The organism is Chryseobacterium sp. DZ-32 (assembly GCF_059587025.1).
Genome location: NZ_JCAIOM010000025.1, coordinates 35,892 through 57,637, shown reverse-complemented (window position 1 = coordinate 57,637; position 21,746 = coordinate 35,892). Strand labels below are relative to the sequence as shown.

General features: G+C 33.8%; 20 protein-coding genes. 14 read left to right on the top strand and 6 right to left on the bottom strand.

Annotation, left to right across the window (positions count from 1 at the left end):
- Positions 1-7 precede the first annotated feature (7 nt).
- From AC59HC_RS21210 to AC59HC_RS21200, 3 genes are read right to left on the bottom strand one after another with little or no spacing between them, the layout of a single operon-like run.
- On the bottom strand, positions 8-700 hold the full coding sequence (locus tag AC59HC_RS21210; RefSeq protein ID WP_496559307.1) for a tRNA1(Val) (adenine(37)-N6)-methyltransferase: 693 nt from the start codon (positions 698-700) through the stop codon (positions 8-10).
- Entirely contained in the window at positions 700-2,154 is a 1,455-nt protein-coding gene (locus AC59HC_RS21205; RefSeq protein ID WP_227943343.1) for a sensor histidine kinase, read from the bottom strand. The genes AC59HC_RS21210 and AC59HC_RS21205 overlap by 1 nt, the downstream gene beginning before the upstream one ends.
- Position 2,155: 1 nt before the next feature.
- On the bottom strand, positions 2,156-2,740 hold the full coding sequence (locus AC59HC_RS21200; RefSeq protein ID WP_110011459.1) for a riboflavin synthase: 585 nt from the start codon (positions 2,738-2,740) through the stop codon (positions 2,156-2,158).
- 48 nt (positions 2,741-2,788) lie between these two features.
- On the opposite strand from AC59HC_RS21200, the gene pdxA reads away from it, so the two are divergent.
- The 13 genes from pdxA to AC59HC_RS21135 all read left to right on the top strand — a co-directional run bounded on the left by pdxA (position 2,789) and on the right by AC59HC_RS21135 (position 15,619).
- Complete coding sequence (pdxA, locus tag AC59HC_RS21195) at positions 2,789-3,880, top strand: 4-hydroxythreonine-4-phosphate dehydrogenase PdxA (RefSeq protein ID WP_496559306.1); 1,092 nt, start codon at positions 2,789-2,791, stop codon at positions 3,878-3,880.
- A gap of 84 nt (positions 3,881-3,964) precedes the next feature.
- Complete coding sequence (locus AC59HC_RS21190) at positions 3,965-4,495, top strand: YceD family protein (RefSeq protein WP_137906077.1); 531 nt, start codon at positions 3,965-3,967, stop codon at positions 4,493-4,495.
- A 67-nt stretch (positions 4,496-4,562) separates the two neighbouring features.
- A complete protein-coding gene (gene rpmF / locus AC59HC_RS21185) occupies positions 4,563-4,766 on the top strand; it encodes a 50S ribosomal protein L32 (protein ID WP_002976251.1) in 204 nt (67 codons plus the stop codon).
- Between the two features lie 127 nt (positions 4,767-4,893).
- Positions 4,894-5,376, top strand: coding sequence for an acetyl-CoA carboxylase biotin carboxyl carrier protein (gene accB, locus AC59HC_RS21180; RefSeq protein WP_047385964.1), 483 nt, complete (start codon positions 4,894-4,896; stop codon positions 5,374-5,376).
- 83 nt (positions 5,377-5,459) lie between these two features.
- Positions 5,460-6,815, top strand: a complete 1,356-nt coding sequence (gene accC, locus AC59HC_RS21175; protein WP_110011462.1) for an acetyl-CoA carboxylase biotin carboxylase subunit — start codon at positions 5,460-5,462, stop codon at positions 6,813-6,815.
- Between the two features lie 128 nt (positions 6,816-6,943).
- Complete coding sequence (locus AC59HC_RS21170) at positions 6,944-7,516, top strand: Crp/Fnr family transcriptional regulator (RefSeq protein ID WP_238349655.1); 573 nt, start codon at positions 6,944-6,946, stop codon at positions 7,514-7,516.
- Positions 7,517-7,594: 78 nt separating this feature from the next.
- Entirely contained in the window at positions 7,595-8,728 is a 1,134-nt protein-coding gene (locus AC59HC_RS21165) for an FAD-dependent oxidoreductase (RefSeq protein ID WP_202841568.1), read from the top strand.
- Positions 8,729-9,012: 284 nt separating this feature from the next.
- Positions 9,013-10,260 (top strand): ornithine--oxo-acid transaminase, encoded by a 1,248-nt coding sequence (rocD, locus tag AC59HC_RS21160; RefSeq protein WP_395971811.1) that lies wholly within the window; start codon positions 9,013-9,015, stop codon positions 10,258-10,260.
- Positions 10,261-10,658: 398 nt separating this feature from the next.
- Positions 10,659-11,405 (top strand): glycosyltransferase family 2 protein, encoded by a 747-nt coding sequence (locus AC59HC_RS21155; RefSeq protein ID WP_202844176.1) that lies wholly within the window; start codon positions 10,659-10,661, stop codon positions 11,403-11,405.
- Between the two features lie 4 nt (positions 11,406-11,409).
- Positions 11,410-12,396, top strand: coding sequence for a WaaS/CpsH family glycosyltransferase (locus AC59HC_RS21150; RefSeq protein ID WP_110011465.1), 987 nt, complete (start codon positions 11,410-11,412; stop codon positions 12,394-12,396).
- Positions 12,397-12,399: 3 nt separating this feature from the next.
- Positions 12,400-13,587 carry a glycosyltransferase gene (locus AC59HC_RS21145; protein ID WP_496559305.1) on the top strand — a complete coding sequence of 396 codons (1,188 nt, stop codon included), beginning with the start codon at positions 12,400-12,402 and terminating at the stop codon, positions 13,585-13,587.
- A gap of 6 nt (positions 13,588-13,593) precedes the next feature.
- Positions 13,594-14,637 carry a glycosyltransferase family 2 protein gene (locus tag AC59HC_RS21140; protein WP_496559304.1) on the top strand — a complete coding sequence of 348 codons (1,044 nt, stop codon included), beginning with the start codon at positions 13,594-13,596 and terminating at the stop codon, positions 14,635-14,637.
- Between the two features lie 4 nt (positions 14,638-14,641).
- Positions 14,642-15,619: a WaaS/CpsH family glycosyltransferase gene (locus AC59HC_RS21135; RefSeq protein WP_496559303.1), complete on the top strand. Its 978-nt coding sequence runs from the start codon at positions 14,642-14,644 to the stop codon at positions 15,617-15,619.
- A 33-nt stretch (positions 15,620-15,652) separates the two neighbouring features.
- Here AC59HC_RS21135 and AC59HC_RS21130 read toward each other — a convergent pair whose 3' ends face one another.
- Positions 15,653-17,719, bottom strand: a complete 2,067-nt coding sequence (locus tag AC59HC_RS21130) for a glycosyltransferase (protein ID WP_202841575.1) — start codon at positions 17,717-17,719, stop codon at positions 15,653-15,655.
- A 245-nt stretch (positions 17,720-17,964) separates the two neighbouring features.
- Here AC59HC_RS21130 and AC59HC_RS21125 point away from each other — a divergent pair, with 245 nt between their 5' ends.
- Positions 17,965-19,014, top strand: a complete 1,050-nt coding sequence (locus tag AC59HC_RS21125; RefSeq protein ID WP_110011470.1) for a glycosyltransferase — start codon at positions 17,965-17,967, stop codon at positions 19,012-19,014.
- A 110-nt stretch (positions 19,015-19,124) separates the two neighbouring features.
- Here the strand turns inward: AC59HC_RS21125 and AC59HC_RS21120 are convergent, their stop codons facing one another.
- Complete coding sequence (locus AC59HC_RS21120; RefSeq protein WP_202841576.1) at positions 19,125-19,895, bottom strand: hypothetical protein; 771 nt, start codon at positions 19,893-19,895, stop codon at positions 19,125-19,127.
- 300 nt (positions 19,896-20,195) lie between these two features.
- Positions 20,196-21,584, bottom strand: a complete 1,389-nt coding sequence (locus AC59HC_RS21115; RefSeq protein WP_496559302.1) for an MAC/perforin domain-containing protein — start codon at positions 21,582-21,584, stop codon at positions 20,196-20,198.
- Between the last annotated feature and the right edge of the window lie 162 nt (positions 21,585-21,746).

Here is a 21,746-nt window from a genome sequence, read left to right as displayed (position 1 = left end):
AGCTTCTTTACTTAAAAACATGAAACTCTTTGGTGAGTTCAAGATATTGGTCCGAGTATTGTCTCGGACTTTTTTCTATGATAAAATCAGATTCGTTGATTTCTTTTTCTTGTAACGAAAACTCCAGAATCAATCTTTTTGCCTTTGCATTTTCAATTCCTCTGATATTCACTTTTCTGTTCAGATGCAGGTTATTTTCTTTACCAATTGAAATAAAAACTTCTCCTGCTTCCACAGGTATGATTACAGAAAATATCCCTTTTTCTGACAATAATTCTGCCGCCTTACTGATCAACTGCATGAAGTTCAATTCTACGGTCTGACGTGCAACCTTATCTTTTTCAGATCCTGATTCTTCAAAATACGGAGGATTGGACACAATAAGATCAAACCGGTCTTCCGTTTCAAAAGTTTTAAAGTCCTGATGACTGTTTTTCAACCTGGCATGAAAAGGAGAATTTTCAAAATTGAGCTGGGTAAGTTTTGCTGCCTCTTCATTAATATCTAATCCCAAAAAGCCGGCCTGAAGATTTCTTTGCGCCAGCATAAGAGAAATTAGTCCCGTACCTGTTCCTACTTCCAAAACACTGGAAGCATTTTCAACATTTGCCAAAGCTCCAAGCAGAACACCGTCTGTTCCTACACGGAAGACATCTTTAGACTGCTGAATTTGAAATTGTTTAAATGTAAATGGCTTCACTATAAATTGGTAGGCAGTGTAATAATGAATGTAGATCCCTTCCCTACTTCTGATTTTACAGAGATCTCACCTTTATAATCCTCAATCATTTTTCTCACCATAGACAGACCAAGCCCCATTCCACTGCTTTTAGAAGTAAAATTCGGCTCAAAGATTCTTTCGTACATATTTTCAGGAATCCCGACTCCGTTATCCTGAACAGAGATAATGACTCTTCTCTGGTGCTGTTCGACATCTACATTGATGATCAGTTTTCTCTTATCACTTTCTGCCTGCTTTGCGTTGGTAACAAGGTTTGTGATAATTCTGGAAAGATAAATTCTGTCCATATTGATCATAATATTCGTCTTGTTGGCATGCATGAAAATACTGTCATCATTGAATACACGGAGAATATCTTCAACTTCGGTATTCAGATTGATCACTTCATTATTTTTTTCAGGAAGCTTTGCAAATTCCGAGAATGCCGAAGCTACGGTAGCAATCAGATCAATCTGATCCACAATAGTTTTACTCATTTGCTTTACCCTTTCTCTGATATTCGGATCTTCAGGATCAAATTTTCTTTCAAAATTCTGAATCGTCAGCTTCATTGGCGTCAGCGGATTTTTTACCTCATGAGCCACCTGCTTGGCCATTTCTCTCCATGCTTCTTCCGATGCTTTGAATCTAAGTCTTTCTTTCTGATCCTGAATCTGTAAAATCATCCTGTTATAGGCCCTTGCCAAAGCATTAAGCTCATCATTCTTATAATATCTGATAGGACGCATTTCATTTTCAAACAAGGTAATACGGGTAATCATATCAGAGAATTTCGTAATGGTTTTCGCCAGGCTATTAGAAGTCACCCAACTGATCCAGATACTGAAAAGAATAAGGAAGATATCTACTAAAAGAATATATTTTACATACTGATGAAGAACTTCAAGATAAGCAGATTCATTATGGTATAAAGGAATATAAACAATTCCGATAGGCTCAAGTTCATTGTTTTTCAGCAAAAGATAGGAAGAGGTAAGCTTTGCATCCTTAGCTGCATCATAATTCACCATATCTACTCTTGCATCAGTAGACAGAATCTTATTGATGATTTCTATAGGAATTGTTTTCTGCTCAATTAATCCTTCGTCTTTGTTGGAAAGCAAATAGTTTCCTTTCAGATCATAAATAAAAATGTCATGCTGGTTGATATCCGCTATCTCGAAGATTTTATTCCCCAAAACCTCCGGAAGATCTTTTGTCTCAATAAGTTTCTGGCTTACCGCATAGTCCAGATATCGCATTACAGCATTGGTTTTATCCTGCATATCGATATTACTCTGCTGTAAAGAATGATTTCTCAATACAAAGTAAGGAACAAGTGATGTAGCAACCACACTTAAAAAACATACCAGCAGGAAACCGAAAAACACACGATTCCTTAAGCTATATCCTTTATACTTATTTATTGACATTCTACTTTTTAATTAACCTAGCAATATACTTACCAATGATATCAAATTCCAGGTTTACTTTGTCACCAATTTTCAAATGTTTCATATTCGTAAATTCCCAGGTATAAGGAATAATAGCTACGGAAAACTGATTATCTTCACTTTTAGCAACAGTAAGACTGATTCCGTTTACAGTAATGGATCCCTGAGGTACCGTTACAAAACTTCCGTCATTATCATACTTCATGGTAATAAAATAACTTCCGTCTTTATTTTCGATACTCACCACTTCACCGGTTTTATCAACATGTCCCTGAACAATATGACCATCCAGTCTTCCATCCATTTTCATACAGCGTTCAAGGTTGACAACGGTTCCCAATTCCCATTTTCCAAGGTTGGTTTTTTCCAATGTTTCATTGATTGCCGTCACCACATAATGATTGTCTTTTATTTCAACAACTGTAAGACAACAGCCGTTGTGCGCAAGGCTTTGATCAATTTTCAGTTCATTTGTAAAAGGGCAAGTCAGGGTAAAATCTATATTGCTTCCTTTTTCTTCAATCTTCTCAATAACACCAACTGCTTCAATAATTCCTGTGAACATATTATTTTTTGCTAAATTTGTAAATTATAATCTTCAAAGATAATCAAAATGAGCCCAAAAAACCATAAAGTACGAGTAGGAATTTCAATCGGTGATTTCAACGGCATCGGCCCGGAGATCATTATGAAGTCTCTGAAAGACAAAACTATTACAGATTTTTTCACTCCTGTAATTTTTGGTTCGGGAAAATTATTCACTTATCAGAAAAATATTTTTAAGCTGAATCTTAATTTCAACTATGTTAATGAACCGTCGCAGGCACAGGCAGGGAAACTCAATATGGTGAACCTAACCAAAGAAAACGTGAATGTAGAACTGGGAGTTCCTACTGAAGAATCTACAAAGATGGCCATTGATTCCCTGGAAGCAGCGACTGAAGCTTTGATGAGAGGAGATATTGACGTTCTGGTAACCGCTCCGATCAACAAGGATGAAATGGTAAAGATGGGCTTCAAACATGCAGGACACACAGGATATTTTGAAGAGAAATTCAATAAAAAAGGATTGATGTTCCTTGTTACCGAAGATCTTAAAGTGGCTGTTTCCACACATCATATCCCAATTGCAAAGGTGGCTGAAAATATTTCCAAGGAAAAAATAAAGAAACAGATCAGAGTTTTAAACCAGACGCTGATAGAAGATTTCTGCATTCAAAAGCCTAAAATTGCGGTGCTGGGATTAAATCCTCACGCAGGAGATGGCGGTGTTATCGGAAATGAAGAAATCGAGATCATCAGTCCAGCTATTAAAGAACTTTCTGACAACGGAATACTGGCATTCGGGCCTTTTCCTGCAGACAGTTTCTTCCAGCCGGGCAAATACAAAAATTTCGATGCTGTTTTAGCAATGTATCACGACCAGGGGCTGGCTCCTTTCAAAACATTAGCGTATGAAGAAGGAGTAAATTATACGGCGGGACTTCCTTTCATCAGAACATCTCCGGATCATGGAGTTGCTTATGATATTGCAGGAAAAAATATGGCTGATGAGCAAAGTTTTACAGAAGCAATCTTCACTGCTATTAAGGTTTTCAAAAACAGAAGTGAATACAGCGAACTGATGAGCGACCGCCTGCAGCCTAGAAAAATGGCTGTAGACAACGGAATAGATGAAGATCTGCCGGAGGAAACTGAAGCATAAATCTTTAAAACAAATTTTAAATTAATTTGTTTCAGATTTTATTTGTTATTATAAAAAAAATGCATATTTTTGCACACTCATTTTATGGACAAGTTAAGAAACTATGACGTAAGCTTTTCCGGACTTAAAAACGGAAAACACGAGTTCAAGTTTGAGATAGATAAAACGTTCTTTCAATTATTTGACACTGAGCAGGAATTTACAAATCCTAGAATAGAAGTGAATGTATCACTTGATAAACACACTACTTTTCTGGAATTTGAGATTAAAATTAATGGATTAGTTGAATTGGTTTGTGATATCACCAATGAAAATTTCGACTATCCTATTGAGAATGAAATCAAAATTTTGGTGAATTTCGGGGAAGAATATGATGACAGCAATGAAGATGTGATTACCATTCCTACCGGAGAGCATGCTTTCAATGTAGCACATTTGATTTATGAAAATGTAATGCTTTCTATCCCAATGAAAAAGATTTCACCGAATGTAAGTGATGAAGATCTTAAAATTCTTGACCAGTTCAGTCCTAAAGATATTGAGGTAACTGAAGAAGAAGAACATGAAAGTGACCCAAGATGGGATGCTTTAAGAAAATTAAAAGACAATAATTAAATAGAATAATTTAAATATGATGAGATGATGAATCTCATCGCTCATCAATTAAAAAAGTTATTAGAAAATGGCACATCCAAAGAGAAGACAGTCGTCTACAAGAAGAGATAAGAGAAGAACTCACTACAAAGCTGTAGTTCCTCAATTAGCTAAAGATGCAACAACAGGAGAGCTTCACCTATACCACAGAGCTCACTGGCATGAAGGAAAATTATACTACAGAGGTAAAGTAGTATTGGAAAAAGAAGTAGCTGCTACTGAAGAAAACTAAGAGTCGCTTTTCGCTGAAAAAGCCTCATTTTAATACAAAAACCGCCCAATTTTGATAAAATTTGGCGGTTTTTTGTTGTTTTTTACGTTTTTTTGGTATCTTTGGCATCAAATCAAATATCAAATTTATGGACATTAAAGACATACAAAATCTTATCAAGTTTGTATCTAAGGCTGAAGTTTCAGAAGTGAAGTACAAAACTAAAGATTTCGAAATCACTATTAAAACTCCATTAGCTGGAAGCGATGCTGTTTATGCACAACCTGCAGTATACCACACTGCACCGCAAGCGGTAGCTGCTCCGGCACCTGTTGCAACTCCGGCCGCTCCTGCTGCTGAAAAAGCTGAAGCTGCATCTGATGACAGCAAATATGTAACAATCAAATCTCCAATGATTGGTACTTTCTATAGAAAACCATCTCCTGATAAAGATGTATTTGTAAATGTAGGGGACGAAGTTTCTGTTGGTAAAGTAGTTTGTGTTATTGAAGCAATGAAGCTATTCAACCAGATTGAATCTGAAATCAGCGGAAAAATTGTTAAAATTTTAGTTGACGACGCTACGCCAGTAGAGTACGACCAACCTTTATTCTTAGTAGATCCATCTTAATTAAATATTGATTAATGATGATTGATGATTGATTATAAAATCAATTTCAAATTTCAAATTTTCAAATTTCAAATCGTATTAAGATGTTCAAAAAAATATTAATAGCCAATCGTGGCGAAATTGCAATGCGTATTTTACGTACTTGTAAAGAAATGGGGATCAAAACCGTTGCAGTATACTCTACTGCTGACAAAGACAGTCTTCACGTAAGATTTGCTGATGAAGCAGTATGTATTGGCCCTGCAATGAGTAAAGACTCTTATCTTAAAATCCCTAACATTATTGCTGCAGCGGAAATTACCAATGCTGATGCTATTCACCCAGGGTACGGATTTTTATCTGAAAATGCTAACTTCTCAAGAATCTGCCAAAAGAACGGTATCAAATTTATTGGTGCTTCTCCTGAACAGATTGAAAAAATGGGAGATAAAGCAAACGCTAAGGCTACTATGAAAGCAGCAGGTGTACCTTGTGTACCAGGTTCTGACGGATTGATCGAATCTTATGAACACGCTGTAAAGATAGCTGAAGAAACAGGATATCCGGTAATGATCAAAGCTACCGCAGGTGGTGGTGGAAAAGGAATGAGAGCTGTTTGGAAAGCTGAAGACCTTAAAGATCACTGGGAATCTGCTATTCAGGAAGCTGTAGCTGCCTTTGGAAATGGAGGTATGTATATGGAAAAACTGATTGAAGAGCCAAGACACATCGAAATTCAAGTTGCTGGTGACCAATTCGGAAAAGCGTGCCATCTTTCTGAAAGAGACTGTTCTGTACAGAGAAGAAATCAGAAATTAACTGAAGAAACGCCTTCTCCTTTCATGACAGATGAACTTCGTGAGAAAATGGGAGAAGCTGCCGTAAAAGCTGCCGAATTCATTGGATATGAAGGGGTAGGAACTATCGAATTCCTTGTAGACAAGCACAGAAATTTCTATTTCATGGAAATGAATACAAGAATCCAGGTAGAACACCCTATTACTGAACAGGTAATTGATTATGACCTGATCAGAGAACAAATTCTTCTTGCTGCTGGAACTCCTATTTCAGGAATTAACTATTATCCTAAATTACATTCAATCGAATGTAGAATCAACGCAGAAGACCCTTACGCAGACTTCAGACCGTCTCCGGGGAAAATCACAGGATTAAATATCCCTGGAGGACACGGAATCAGAGTAGACACTCACGTGTATTCCGGATATACAATTCCTTCCAACTATGATTCAATGATTGCTAAGCTTATTACTACGGCTCAGACCCGTGAGGAAGCCATTGCAAAAATGAGACGGGCTCTTGAAGAATTCTATATTGAAGGAGTAAAAACAACGATTCCTTTCCACAGACAGCTGATGGATAATGAAGATTATCTTTCAGGGAACTATACTACAAAATTCATGGAAGATTTTGTAATGGATAGAAAATACGATAATCACTAAAAAGAATTATCATTCATATAAAAAGAAGGCGTCCAAAAAGGCGCCTTCTTTAGTTTTATACTCTATTTCGTTCTAATAAAACAGGAAAAATTATTTTTGTAGTATCAATTAAAACCAACATAGGAGCGATGACATCAGCAATACAGGAGAAATTAGCAAAGACACTTCAGATTTCTATGGTGCGTGCGAAGGAATTTTTGGATATTTGCTATATCGTAACTTATGATAAAAGCAAAATGATAGAACCTAAAAATGGAGTATTTGATCGTTTAGGAATCATTTTGAATGGCGCTGTCCGGATTTATTACATCAATGAAAAAGGCGAAGATATCAGCTATCTTTTACAGGTGAATAATGACGTAATTGGTGATTACGCAAGCTATATTACCGGAAAAAAATCAATCGCTGTTATACAGGCTCTTCTAAAAACTGAAGTTTTATATTTTGATAAAAAAGCTGTTGGGATGTTAATTCAGAAAGATATTTTCTGGCTTGGGCTGGCAAAACGCATATCGGATTTAGCTTTTCTGGATGCAAAACAAAGGCTTGACGAACTGTTTTTTTATACACCGGAAGAACGCTATCTCAATCTTTTGAAAAAGTCACCCGAAATTCTGAACAAAATTCCACAGAAATATATTTCTTCATATTTAGGAATTACGCCACAATCGCTGAGCAGAATCCGGAAAAGAATTTGCTAATTTCAGAAAATTAACTTAAGTGAACGTTTTTGGTTTTTCCAGCCATTAATTTTGCCTCATAATATAAATGCAATCACAATGAAAATAGCAATTATCGGTGGCGGAATTGGTGGTTTGACAACAGCTTTAGCCTTACAAAAAAATAATCTGGACGTTACCGTTTACGAAAGTGCACCCGAAATAAAGCCTGTGGGCGCCGGAATCATTATGGCTAATAATGCCATGCAGATTTTTGACAAACTAAGCATTCGCCACAAAATCGAAATGGCAGGTCATAAAATTTCAACTATTAACATTACTAATCCACAGCTCAAAACCTTATCGGATGTACAATTAAATACATTCGAAAGTAAATACGGAGTAAGCAATATTGCCATTCATCGTGCCGATTTACAAATGATTCTGGCTGAAGAAATTGGTTTTGAAAACATTAAACTTTCTAAACGTTTATCCAAAATCGAACAGGAAAACGGTTATCAACTCACTTTTGAAGACGGAACTATCGCTAATGCAGATGCTGTTATTGGAGCAGATGGAATTAAATCAGTAGTACGTCGTCAAATTTTAAATATTGGAAAACTCAGATCTTCCAAGCAAAAATGCTGGCGTGGCGTCATCGAATCTGATTGGACAGAAAAATATAATCACCATGTTTATGAAGCCTGGGGAAAAGGCAGGCGCTTCGGCTTCGTGAAAATTAGTGATAACAAAGTTTACTGGTACGCTGTGGTTAACGAGCACCTGGTTAAAAATCCCAATAATCTTGCTGAGCTTTTTGCTGAATTTAATCCCGAAATTCTCAGCATGATTTCCGAAACACCCAAAGAGAAAATATTTGTCAGTGACATTATCGATTTAGAACCGATTTACCAATGGCAAAAAGACCGTGTTTGCCTGATTGGTGATGCAGCCCATGCAACAACACCTAATATGGGACAAGGTGCATGCCAGGCCATTGAAGATGCATACATCATTGGAAAGCTTTTTGGTGAAGGTAAAAAGGTGGATGAAGCTTTCACTCAATACGAAAAACTGCGCATGAAAAAAGCACATTATATCGTCAATACAAGCGCTGCTATTGGTAAAATTTCTCATTATGAAAACAGTGCGGCAGTTTGGCTCCGTAATACTTTATTAAAGGCAACCCCTAGAACTACTAACGAAAGACAAATGGAAAAAGTTTTTGATATTTCGTACAATAGTAATTTATAAGATAAACCCCAATCAAAAGCTGTTTAGGGAACAGCATTTAAAAATATTATAGCCCTGATAGAACAGCAAATCAATACCGGAATGATTAAAATGTAGAATAATCTTCTCAGTATAAATTTCTTATTCTTAAAGATAGAATACCTGCAACTGTTATCCGTTAAGAAAATATTTTCCATTAGGGATTCATTTTCCCTCAAAATATACTCTAATCACAGCCTTATACTCAATTCTATTTTTGTTTATGGGTATCATTAATATTGTGTAAATTTGTAAAAAACAACAATATGTCAACAGCAGAACAAACAAAAAACTCACAGTATTTTATTGACCTTGAAGACAAACATGGAGCGCACAACTATCACCCCCTTCCAGTAGTTCTGGATCGCGGAGAAGGTGTTTTCGTCTGGGATGTGGAGGGCAAAAGGTACTATGATTTTCTTTCAGCATATTCTGCTGTAAACCAAGGACATTCTCATCCTAAAATTGTTGGAGCACTGGTAGAGCAGGCACAAAAGCTGGCTTTAACTTCAAGAGCATTCTACAACTCCAAATTAGGAGAATATGAACAGAAAATAACCACTCTTTTTGGATTTGACAAGGTTTTACCAATGAATTCCGGAGCTGAAGCTGTGGAAACAGCGGTAAAATTAGCCAGAAAATGGAGTTATGAAGTAAAAGGAATTGCAGAAAATGCAGCGAAAATTATCGTTTGCGAAAACAATTTCCATGGAAGAACAACAACAATTGTTTCTTTCTCTAATGATCCTGATGCCAACCAGAATTACGGACCTTTTACACCAGGATTTATCAAAATTCCTTATAACGATATCACTGCATTGGAAGAAGTATTAAGCAGAGAAGCCGGAAATATTGCTGCGTTCTTAGTAGAACCAATTCAGGGAGAGGCCGGAGTGTATGTTCCTGATGAAAACTTCCTTAAAAATGCTTCTGAAATATGTAAAAAATATAATGTCCTTTTCATTGCTGATGAAGTTCAGACAGGTATTGCAAGAACAGGAAAACTGATTGCCTGCCACCATGAAGATGTACAACCGGATATCCTGATCTTAGGGAAAGCACTTTCCGGAGGTATGTATCCCGTATCTGCTGTTTTAGCGAATGACAACATTATGAATGTTATCAAACCGGGACAGCATGGCTCCACGTTCGGAGGAAACCCTATTGCGTGTGCCGTAGCAGTAGCCGCATTGGATGTAGTAGCTGACGAAAAACTGTCTGAAAGAGCAGAAGAATTAGGAAAGCTTTTCAGAGCTGAAATAGAGAAGCTTATTGAAAAGACAAACCTTATTACCAAAGTAAGAGGAAAAGGCCTTTTAAACGCTATTCTGATCAATGATACACCTGATAGCTCTACCGCATGGAATCTTTGCCTGCAGCTGAAAGAAAACGGATTGCTGGCAAAACCTACACATGGTAACATTATCAGACTTGCACCACCATTGGTCATTACTGAAGAACAATTGCTGGATTGCGTGAAGATTATTGAAAAGACTATTCTCGAGTATAAATAAACTGATATTCATCGGATATTTTAATATGATCAACACTATTTGAACTGTTGATTTCCGGAAAAGATTAATGGGTATGGTAGTTAAAAACCATACCCTTAATGTATCTCATCAATACATGTATTTCCCTAGACATACCGTCAGCAATGACTTCAAAAAAGCATAAAAAAATCATATTTTTTCACTTTTTAAAAATTTAGGAATTGTATTTGCTATATACATCCGAATACAATAATGTATATTCTTCAAAGGCGGCATTTTTTCGAAATTTGCATAATAGAGATAAATGACAAAGATTGGTCTATAAAATTCAAATTTAGACTTATCTTTGAAAGATTAAAACTATTTAGAATGACCTTAAGAGAGATAGTACATATTTCCTTATTAAACAAAACGTTGTGATGAATATAAGTGGTTTAATCATAACATATAATGAAGAAAAAAATATACAGGATGTCCTTGAGTCTTTTGATTTTTGTGATGAAATAATTGTGGTAGACTCTTTTAGTACGGATAAAACTGTAGAAATTGCAAAGAAATTCCCCCATGTAAAAGTGATTCAGAATAAATTTGAGGACTTTACAAAGCAGAGAAATTTAGCTCTTGATCATGCAACCAACGACTGGGTATTATTTTTGGATGGTGATGAAAGAATTACTCCGGCCCTGCAGCAGGAAATTATCGGTGAGCTGAACAAACCCGGGCAAAAGGATGCCTATTATTTTTACAGGAAATTCTTTTTTGCCCAAAAACCGATTCACTTTTCAGGAACACAGTCTGATAAAAACTTCAGGCTATTCAGAAAATCGAAGGCCAGATATATGGCGGGAAAAAAGGTACATGAAACTCTGGAGGTTAACGGAACCATCGGTATTTTAAAAAATAAATTACTCCACTACTCCGTTTCAGATTATGAATCTTATAGAAAAAAGATGATTCATTACGGAGTTTTAAAGGGGAAGGAACTGGCTGCAAAAGGGAAAAAGTACAGTGTTTTGGTTCAATATCTTAAAACAGCTTTTAAATTCTTTAAGGCCTATATAATGAGACTGGGTATTTTAGACGGAAAAGAAGGCTATCAATTATCTTATCTGCAGTCTTTAAGCGTTTATGAAACCTATGAATCATTAAAAAAAGAGCAAAATTAGTTAAATGAAGATTTGTATCATTAGTTATGATTTTTGGGATTATGATAAGTATATTGTTGAGACATTATGCAAAAGAGATATTGATGCTCATCATATAAAGATCAGTAGCGTTACTCATTCCAACTTCAATGAAAGAGCTGTAAATGCTTTAAGCAAAACTTTTTTAAATAAAAATCTCAAGACTGAAAAAAGACAGAAATATGTTCTGGATTCTCTGGAACAATTAGGCCATCAGGATCAGATTCTGGTGATGAATCCGGATACATTTGATCTTTCTACTCTCAAAAAAATTAGAAAATATACAGATCGTCTGTTGACCTATCTTTATGATAATCTTGAAAGAGTTCCTGTAGAAGATAAGCTGTATCTTTTTGACAAAGTATTCTCATTCGACTATGTTGACGTCAAAAAGCACGGGTTCGAAAAGTTAACAAACTATATTTATCTTCCCCATTGTTCACAGGAAATCCAACAGCCTGAAATGGATCTTTTCTATATTACATCTTATGATAACAGAAGAGTTTCATTAATAAAATTACTGGCTAAAAAGCTGATTGAACAGGGATTAAAATTCCAGATTATGATCATTGGTAAAAAATCCTGGAAGCATCAGCTGACCAATATTTTCATGACGGTACCGAAAAATCTTTTTCTGATTTTCAGTATCAAAAAAATTCCGCATAACGATCTTCCAAAGTATTATAAAAACTCTAAAGTTTTACTGGACCTTATGCGTGAAGGGCAATACGGGCTCAGCTTCAGGGTTTTTGAAGCCATGGCTCTGGATAAGAAAATCATTACTGATAACGAAGCCATTAAAACCTATGACTTTTACAATCCCAATAATATTTTGATTTTAAACAAAAATATTAGTAATCTTGACAAATCTTTTTTTGAAACACCCTACGAGAAAATTCCGGAAGAAATCTATTACAGATACACTTTGGATAGTTGGGTGAATAAAGTTTTTGAACTTGATACTAAAAACTGACAAATGGGAATCTTAAAAAAAATAAAAAAGCACTTCGAAAGAAAAGAAAAACTTAAATATCTTCAGTCTAAGGATATCGTCAACATTAATCTGTATGATGCTTCCCAAAAAACGATCCTGTTTGCATCAAGAGATTTCCCAGCCCATGATAAAGAATCCGGGGCTAACAGACTGAAAGAACTTATACTTATTTACAAAGAATTAGGATACAACTGCATTATATTCGCTCCCCATATGTTTGAAGACGATTCTTATGTGAAGTTTTATCAGCAGCGCAATGTTATCGTTTACATAGAGAACACTAAGTACAGGAATATCTATGATTTCCTGTCTTCTTTTAAAAAGATAGATTACGTTTGGTTCAACGGGCCTCTGGCTCTGAATCTTTTTTATGAAAAAATGAAAGCCGTTTTATCTTCTGCCAAATTTATTTATGATATGGTAGACATTCATTTTTTAAGGTTTAAAAGAGCCATAGAACTGGAACCTACCCGTATTTCATTAAAGAAGAATTATAAACATTTTTTTCGCCTGGAAACAGTTGTTGCACCACAACTGGATTATATCATTGCCATATCTGATAAGGAGAAAGCAATTATGAGCCAGTATGCAGATAAAAATAAGATCATTACAGTATCTAATATTCATTATCCCAAAATTGATATTTCTGAAAGAAAAAGTTTCAGTGAAAGCAAAGGAATTACCTTCATCGGATCTATCCACGAGCCAAATATTGATGCGGTAAAGTTTCTCTATGAAAAAATAATGCCTATTGTCTGGAAAACCAATCCTGAACTGGAAGTAAGCATCATTGGGAATGTCGCTGAGAAACTTGATCTTAAACTATTTCCTAAGTTTAAATTTTTAGGCTTTGTGGAAAGCATTGAAGAGCATTTTATGAATTCCAGAATTATGGTTGCTCCCTTACGGTTTGGAGCTGGAGTAAAAGGAAAAATAGGACAGGCATTTGAATATTTCTTGCCTGTAATCACAACAGATATCGGAGCGGAAGGAATGAGACTCAACAACCATAAAAATGTATTGATAGCGAATGATGAAAATAGTTTTGCTCAGGCAATTCTACAATTAAATAATGATGAAGAGCTTTGGAATACATTAAGTCAAAATTCTATTGACAGTCTGAAACCATTTTCCATTGAGTCCGTAAGTTCTACATTGAAAAAAATTTAATTAAGAATGGATAATTCTTTTTTTTTAATCAGCATTATTGTTCCGTGCTACAACGCTTCTTATTATGTAAAAGAAGTACTAGAAAGTATACAGAGCCAAACTCATTACAATATTGAATGTATTGTTATTAATGATGGCAGTACAGATAATACTCTTGAAATCATCAATTGTTTTTCAGACGAAAGATTCCATATATACAACCAGAAAAACAAAGGTCTTTCAGATACTCGAAATTTCGGATTGGAAAAAGCCTCCGGAGATTTTATTTTTTTCTGTGACAGTGATGATCTTCTTCCTTCTAATGCCTTGGAATCACTCATATCTGAGTATACAGGTAAAGAGGATATTATTGTGGGAAAAACATCAACCTATTCATGGGAAGAGAAACGAAACGTTTCATTCTTACCTCAGCCTAAAGAAAAACAACGCTTAGAAAATAAAAATACGGAAGTCCTGCTTAAAAAAATAACGGAAGACTTAAGTCCAATTGCCCAGAATAAATTATATAAATCTTCATTTTTAAAAGAAAATAATCTCACATTTTTAAGTGGAATTTATCACGAAGATGAATTATGGTTCTTTGAAACGATGTTCCAGGCAAAGAATGTTGTCTTTATTCCTGATATTACTTATTTCTACACTATCGACAACGCACAGTCCATCACTAAAAAGAACAGTGATAAAAATCTTTTAGGATACCTAAGTGTTATTCAAACGATATATAACAACTACTATTTACAATATCCTGAACAAAGCAATATTGCCTACTATATTGCCTACTTAAAGAAAATTATTATTGGAAATTACAAGCATCATTCAAACTATTCCAATACAGCAATTCATAAGATGGAAACGATATTCAAAGAAGTTAATCCTAAATTCAATGATAATATTTCATTGAAAAGTATTGAGAAAAAATATTTCCGGTATATTAATGACCTCAGTTTAAAAGATGCTGAGACCATAAAAAAAGAATATTTCAATAATCCTGTCAACAGTCTCAGAAAATACTACAAAATATTAAGATTCAGTATACTTAACTTAAATTAAAAAAGTGAAAAAAAGAAAATTTCTTTTGGTAATGCCTGACTATTCCGATTTTCCAAAGCTATTTTTAGAGAACTTGGAGAAGGAAGGTTTTGAACCCTATTTAATCACAGACAATGTTTCAGGATTTAAATACAAGGGCTGTGAAAGCATAAAAAATTTTTTCATTAAAAATATTCTTAGAAATAAAGAGTATAAACAATATCTTATTCAAAAGCATTTTCTCGATGAGCTGAATAAAAACCTTTCTGCCATTACGGAAGAATTGGATTATGTCCTGGTGATTCGTCCGGATAATTTCCCAATTTCATTTATAAAGAATCTAAAAAGTAAAACCCGAAAATTAATTGCTTATCAATGGGATGGTATTGAAAAATTTCCAGAGATCAGAAACTATTTCAATTTATTTGATATCTTCTTTTGTTTTGAAAGAGTAGAATCTCAGCCCAATATTCAACCTATTACTAATTTTTATTTTGATCACCTTCCTTCTTCTGAAAAAAAATATAATGCAGAAAAGCCTAAGCTTTACTTTGTAGGTTTATATTGGAAAAGCCGTGAAGAAAAAATTAACCGATTTATTGATGAAGTCTCAGGTTTATCTATTGAACTTTCTATTTTCATTCAATATTTTCAGGAACCTGAAACGAAAAATGATAAAATACAATATATTCAAAACAGAATTAGTTTCCGAGAAAATCTGGATCTTGTTAAAAGTTCAGACATTCTTTTGGATTTTGTTGATCCATTACACAACGGACTTTCCATTCGTTTCTTTGAAGGAATATACTATAAGAAAAAAGTAATTACGGATAATGTGACGGTTAAAAAATACGATTTTTACCATCCTGATAATATCTTTGTTGTGGAAAATAATAATTATAAAAATATTGAACAGTTTCTAAAAAAACCTTATTTTACATTATCAGATGACATTGTAAAAAAATATGGTTTCAGTAATTGGATCAAAAAAATCATAACATAAAAAATAAGCTTTATTGATAAAAGCTTTCTTTATTTAATCTTTAAATCCTAAATAATTTATAATATTATTGATATTCTTTTCCTGTTGCCCAACTGAGAACTTAGCAAGTGGTAGTGCGCTGTTACTATGAAGAGTTTTCCACAAATTTTCATCGTAATATAGTTCCAATATCTTATTTGCGAAATGCTGCGGATCTTCATTGGAAACAAGGGCTGTTTTTCGATCTTCCAGATCCATTCCTTCCGCCCCAATTGATGTAGTGACTACAGGCAATCCAAACTCCAGAGCCTGCCCTATCTTTCCTTTCACTCCAGCTCCATATCGTAGAGGAGCAACAAATATTCTCGAATTTTCAAACCAGTAATCTACACTCTTCTGATAACCTAATATCTGAAACTTCTCAGAATTATATTTTCCTTTAATCTCTTCGGGAAAATGTGGTCCTAAAATATATACTTTAATAGAATCGTCTTTGGCCCAAACTAAAGGCATTATATCTTCATACAAAAACTTGACGGCATCCATATTGGGCATGTGATAGAAACCTCCAATGAATAAAACACCTTCCCGAACAGAATAATCCATATCTCTGCATTCTACAGGTTCATGAATATTACTAACAGTAAAGATCTTTTCATTTTTGATCCCTTGGCCCGAGACAATTTTCTTTTCTTCATCACTGATGGAAATAACCACATCTGACTTTTGCATTCCAAAATATTCCTTTTCCTTAAAGAATCTCATCTCTTTTTTACGGGACTTTGTCACTTCAATATATTTGTTTTCTCTCTCCATTCTTAGATAATGAAGATCGACCATATCATAAATAATCTTCTTTCCGGAGATATCATTTTTAATTTTCCCATACCAAAAATCAAATCCAATCGGTCTGAAAATCCAAACAATATCTACATAATGAAGAGCTTCTTTCACTTGATCCAAAACTTTTACAATTTTGTTCTGAGCATTTACATAGTCTTTACAAACTTCCACACCAATGCTCCGAAAAAAATCAACGTAGATATCATCCTCTTGGTTGGGTTGCTGAATCCCTAAAATAACTCTATGATTATTTTTTTGCAGAATCTTTACAATTTCAAGAAACCTTCTTGAGCCAGAATCCTTATCAGGTTGTGGCATACGTTCCTCCAGAATCAGAATATTGGGCTTTTTATAAAACCTATTAATATTATTTCTTCCTTCATTATCCAGAAATCTTGAATCAGTAAAATACGAATCCCATCTATTCATAAAGACAGTTCTGTTTTTCTGAAGCAAAAGTTCCTTTCCATTATCTTTTCCAGTATAAGAAACATTTTCAAAATGAACAATTTCCGATTTAGGCTGATAATAAATATCCAGCTTCTGCTCATATTTCAAGCGTTGACATAGATCTGTTTCTTCATAATAGGCAGGTAAAAAAGCTTCATCCAAAAGATTAAGTTTTCCATCAGTATCAGTTCTATGTAATAACAAACTACATCCTGAACAATAATCTACTTTTCTTAAAAAGTTATATTTTGGAGTATCAATAGCTTCACCTCTTCCTAGATTAACAATTTCGGTATTATTAAAAATAAGACAGCCCGCCTCTTGCAATGTATTGTCTGAAAATACCATTTTAGAGCCAACTGCACCTACATTTTTATTGTTCTTAAAAACCTCCAACAGACTGGATAAATAGTTTTCCTGAACTTCTACGTCATTGTTCAACAAATAAATATATCTTCCTCTTGCCTTCCGAATTCCTTTATTTATATTTCTTAAAAATCCTAAATTTTCAGTATTATTAATAATTGTAATTCCGGGAACTGTATCCAGATACTTTAAAGTTTCATCTGAGCTGTTATCATTGATAATAATAATTTCTTTTGATACGTCTTTATCATACTGTTCAATTGTATATAAACAATTAAGAGTATATCTGATCTGATTGTAAACAGGAATTATGATAGAAACTTCTGGCTCATTTTCATAAATAAAGCCAAATGTATGTTTTTTAAAAAAGTCGAGTTCAAAATGATTGATCTTTAGTTTTCTCTTATTATTGATAAAATTCCGATCCTTTATTTTATTTTTAAAAAACCTTTTAATTCCCATTTTAAATTTATTATTTTGTCCTGCCTTTTTAGAAAAACAAAATTAAGCATTTATTGTAAACTATGAGAGTAATAAGTTGGTTATCTTTTGTTCCTGGAGTGCAATAAATTCACTTCTGTTTATAAGATTTGATTAATCAACAAAATCATTTAATGCCTAATAAATACCGAAAACTTTAAAGGATATTGATTTCCGTTAATCAAAACATATATGGAAGCATTGTATTCAAAAACAGTAATCTTATTATGAAAAAAAGAAAGATATATTTTGTTTGCCCATCAGTTTCTGTACCTTTTGGGGGTATAAAACAAATTTATAAATATGTAAATATTTTAAACAATCATGGTTATAATGCTACTGTTTTATTAAAAAAAAAGAGAAAAAGAGATAATATATGGTATCGTGACACAAAAATATCTTATCATTATGAACTTTTAAAAAACATAGAAAATAGTAATAACCCTAAAGAACATAAAAATAGTTTTTACGAAAGATTAAAACTGTTCTATAACAATTTATTTTCACATCCCATAGAGAAAGATGCGCTATTTGTTTTTCCGGAAATATATGGAAAATCATTCCATAAAACTATTCCCAATCATCAGTATGTAATACTTAACCAGAATTGCTACTACACCTTTCAGGGGTATGGATTTGATTATAATGAAAAGAATCCTTATTTAGATAAAAATTGTTTAGGAACTATTGTAGCATCAGAAAATGCACAAAAATATTTTAATGTTGTATTTCCTGCTCTTGGTCTATATAGAGTCCGTTTAGGAATTGATACCCATATTTTCAGTTTTGAAAATAAAAAAAAGAAAAAAATTGCTTTTATGCCAAGGAAACTTGCTGAGGATTCTTTACAAGTTATTAATATTTTAAAAGCACGAAAAAAGATGGATGATTGGGAGTTTTTCCCAATTGACAATATGGATGAACAGGAAGTTGCAAAACATTTAAAAGAATCCGTATTTTTTTTAAGCTTCAATCATAGAGAAGGCTTTGGGCTTCCTCCTATAGAAGCTATGTCTTGTGGATGTTTTGTAATCGGTTACTCTGGACAAGGAGGAAAAGAATATTTTAAAGAAGAATTTTCTTGCCTGGTTGAAGAAGGTAACATTATTGATTTTGTTGAAAAAATAGAAAGCCACGCATTAGAATATCATGAGAATCCGACTCTTTTTTCTGAAAAAGGGAAAATAGGGTCACAATTTGTGATGAAAAATTATTCATTGGAAAATGAAACACAAGATTGGATCAGTACGTGGGAAAAAATAATTTCCCAATGCTAGAGTACGATATTCTTTACAAAAGAAACGCTATATTAGGACGAGACAAACTGCATAAAAAAGCTAACCTTTTCGGCTAGCTTTTTTTATACTTAACTTTTTTTATTAAATTATTATTTTTTATTTGCCCAAACAACACTACCGTTGTTGTTGTAAATCACAATATTTCCATCATTCTGAACTGAAAGTCTTTCAATATTTGATGAGCTTATACCTGTACTGTAAACAGGTTTATGTGAAGAATCATAGACTACCAGATTTCCATCTTCCTGAAAAATAGCGCTTCTTCCACTTCCTGCTGTTGCCGAAGACCAGATATCTTTTTTAGTTCCGTTACTATACATTACCAAATTACCATCTGTCTGGAAAATTAAATAATAGTTATAATTTTCAGAAAATATCTTTTGTCCTTTTACAAATCTAAATCCTTTGTAAATATTACCATTATTATAACTTCCTGTATTAGAACCTCCGTTTCCACCGAAATTGTTTCCGTCAGAACCTCCCTTAGAAGACCACAAAGCATTTCGTCTCCTGTTATAAATTACAAGATTGCCATCATCCTGCATCTCAAGGTTGGCTGCATTCTTGTTGGTGGTGTTGGTACTGAATAAGGGTCTGTTTGAAGAATTATAAACGACAAGATTACCATCTTCCTGAAAAATAGCCCTTGAACCTTCACCAGGAGTCCTGGAACTCCATTCCGGCTGATTCTGGCTATTATAAACTACCAAATTTCCATCATTTTGAAAAATCAGAAAGTGCTGATTATTTCGGGAATAGTATCTTCTATCCTTTACCAAATTAGTGCCAAGTGTAATATTTTGAGCCATTATACAAATTCCTGCCAATAGCCCAAACATTGCTAATAAATGCTTTCTCATAAGTTTATGTTTTTTATTTCCTTATGTAAAGATAAATAATAAAAATCATACTTCTATTTACCTCATCAAAATTAGTTGTAAAAGAAAAAATCTAACATCAATTTAACATTTGCTTAAGTCCATATATGTACACCCTGGAAAAGGAATAATTAACAGCACATTATTATAATCAATGAAAATGAATACAAACAGTAAGGCAGTACTATCTTTTAATGGTAAAAAAATATATCATATTATTTATCATTAAAAACCGTCTCAAAACTGAGACGGCTTGTAGTTATAGAATATCAATATTTTTAATTAATAAGCATAGAATTCAATTCCCTCCTTAATATAACCTGAAGGTGTTACGCTGGATCTTGAATAATAATGATCTTTACCGTTCCAATATTGGTAGATAGGAACTGTATTAGGCTGCTGAGTAGCAAAAGCATTAAACTCGATTCCTTCATCTACATATCCCGGATAATATCCCGGAGTTTTTGTATAGTAATGATCTTTACCATTCCAGTATCTGTAGATAGGAACTGTATTGGGAGCTTTGTACAAGAATGCGTGAAACTCTGTTCCTTCAAAAGAATATCCGCTGTAGCTTCCAGCAATTTTTGTATAGTAATGATCTACTCCGTTATAATATCTGTAAATTGGAATGGTGTTAAATTCTAAATACACCTTATTATCAATCAGATATTGATCTACATAGGCTTTAAGCTGAGCTTTTTTAACAGGGTCTTTTACAAAGTCATAAATAATAATCAACCCGTTGCTTCCAAAGTCAACCAAAACAGAATTATTTACATTTGAGCTGTTCTGCCAATTGGAAATATTAACTTTAGTATTGGTCTGATCCAGATTCAAATCTCCTACTAAGCCTTTTGAAGGATCCCCGCCTCTGGTTTTGTAAGTCAACTTTTTAGAAAAATTCATGTGGTATTCAGAAGTATTCACATCATTATCCACATTCACATTAAAAATATTCAGCATTCCTGCCTTTATTCCGATTCTGGCTGCCTTATCACGAGTCTGGCTCGTTGTTTCAGACTGGAATAAAATATCAAGTTTTGCTCCTGTATAAATATCCGTCATTACGTGAGTTCCATAATCCTGAACAATCTGCTGCGGAGTTTTTGTCTGTAAATCCTGAGCAAATTCAGGAGTTATATAATCACCCAGCATATCGGTAGTAGCATTGAATCTTACTCTTTTCTGTTTGATCGTAAGGTTATAACTTCCGTAGATATATTTTGCATCAAACTTATTGTTGGTTGTTACCGCTGAGCCAAAACCTACAGAAAGTATTTTTTTAAACAGTGGAAAATTAACTGTTGCATCCACTTTGGTTGAAACCATTTTCGAATAAGCCTCAGCATTTTCACCATAATCTTCGGAATACTCCTGAGAATTTGTGTTTTCGCTGATTAATCTGTTGCTCTGCTCTAATTTAAAGCGATCAATATCAACTACCTTAAAACCCGCAGCTGTTGCATTGGCATATTCACCGGTAACATTATAACCATGTCCCAGAACATCATAAATTCCGTCTCCCGCAAATTTGGAAGCAGATAAGCGATTATTAGCTTTTACCGCAGGGCTTTCAGGGGTTGTCTCGCTATTCAGTTCTTCCGTTGAACATGAACTCATAAAAAGCATCAGCAGACTACTGAAGCAAAATAAAATTTGTTTTTTCATAGATTATTTAAAAGTTTCAGCAAATATAATATTCATCATCAAGTGAAAAAAATAAACACCTAATGATTTATATCAATATTAAGTGAATTTAATAATTATTTAAATAATACTGAAAACGGGTTTAATTATAAACAGAAAATGAGATCTTAGTTCGTAAAATAA

Coding starts and splice junctions, on each gene's coding strand:
- AC59HC_RS21205 (WP_227943343.1), bottom strand. CDS start 2,154: ATGTCAATAAATAAGTATAAAGGATATAGCTTAAGGAATCGTGTGTTT.
- AC59HC_RS21200 (WP_110011459.1), bottom strand. CDS start 2,740: ATGTTCACAGGAATTATTGAAGCAGTTGGTGTTATTGAGAAGATTGAA.
- pdxA (WP_496559306.1), top strand. CDS start 2,789: ATGAGCCCAAAAAACCATAAAGTACGAGTAGGAATTTCAATCGGTGAT.
- AC59HC_RS21190 (WP_137906077.1), top strand. CDS start 3,965: ATGGACAAGTTAAGAAACTATGACGTAAGCTTTTCCGGACTTAAAAAC.
- rpmF (WP_002976251.1), top strand. CDS start 4,563: ATGGCACATCCAAAGAGAAGACAGTCGTCTACAAGAAGAGATAAGAGA.
- accB (WP_047385964.1), top strand. CDS start 4,894: ATGGACATTAAAGACATACAAAATCTTATCAAGTTTGTATCTAAGGCT.
- accC (WP_110011462.1), top strand. CDS start 5,460: ATGTTCAAAAAAATATTAATAGCCAATCGTGGCGAAATTGCAATGCGT.
- AC59HC_RS21170 (WP_238349655.1), top strand. CDS start 6,944: ATGACATCAGCAATACAGGAGAAATTAGCAAAGACACTTCAGATTTCT.
- AC59HC_RS21165 (WP_202841568.1), top strand. CDS start 7,595: ATGAAAATAGCAATTATCGGTGGCGGAATTGGTGGTTTGACAACAGCT.
- rocD (WP_395971811.1), top strand. CDS start 9,013: ATGTCAACAGCAGAACAAACAAAAAACTCACAGTATTTTATTGACCTT.
- AC59HC_RS21155 (WP_202844176.1), top strand. CDS start 10,659: ATGAATATAAGTGGTTTAATCATAACATATAATGAAGAAAAAAATATA.
- AC59HC_RS21150 (WP_110011465.1), top strand. CDS start 11,410: ATGAAGATTTGTATCATTAGTTATGATTTTTGGGATTATGATAAGTAT.
- AC59HC_RS21145 (WP_496559305.1), top strand. CDS start 12,400: ATGGGAATCTTAAAAAAAATAAAAAAGCACTTCGAAAGAAAAGAAAAA.
- AC59HC_RS21140 (WP_496559304.1), top strand. CDS start 13,594: ATGGATAATTCTTTTTTTTTAATCAGCATTATTGTTCCGTGCTACAAC.
- AC59HC_RS21130 (WP_202841575.1), bottom strand. CDS start 17,719: ATGGGAATTAAAAGGTTTTTTAAAAATAAAATAAAGGATCGGAATTTT.
- AC59HC_RS21125 (WP_110011470.1), top strand. CDS start 17,965: ATGAAAAAAAGAAAGATATATTTTGTTTGCCCATCAGTTTCTGTACCT.
- AC59HC_RS21120 (WP_202841576.1), bottom strand. CDS start 19,895: ATGAGAAAGCATTTATTAGCAATGTTTGGGCTATTGGCAGGAATTTGT.
- AC59HC_RS21115 (WP_496559302.1), bottom strand. CDS start 21,584: ATGAAAAAACAAATTTTATTTTGCTTCAGTAGTCTGCTGATGCTTTTT.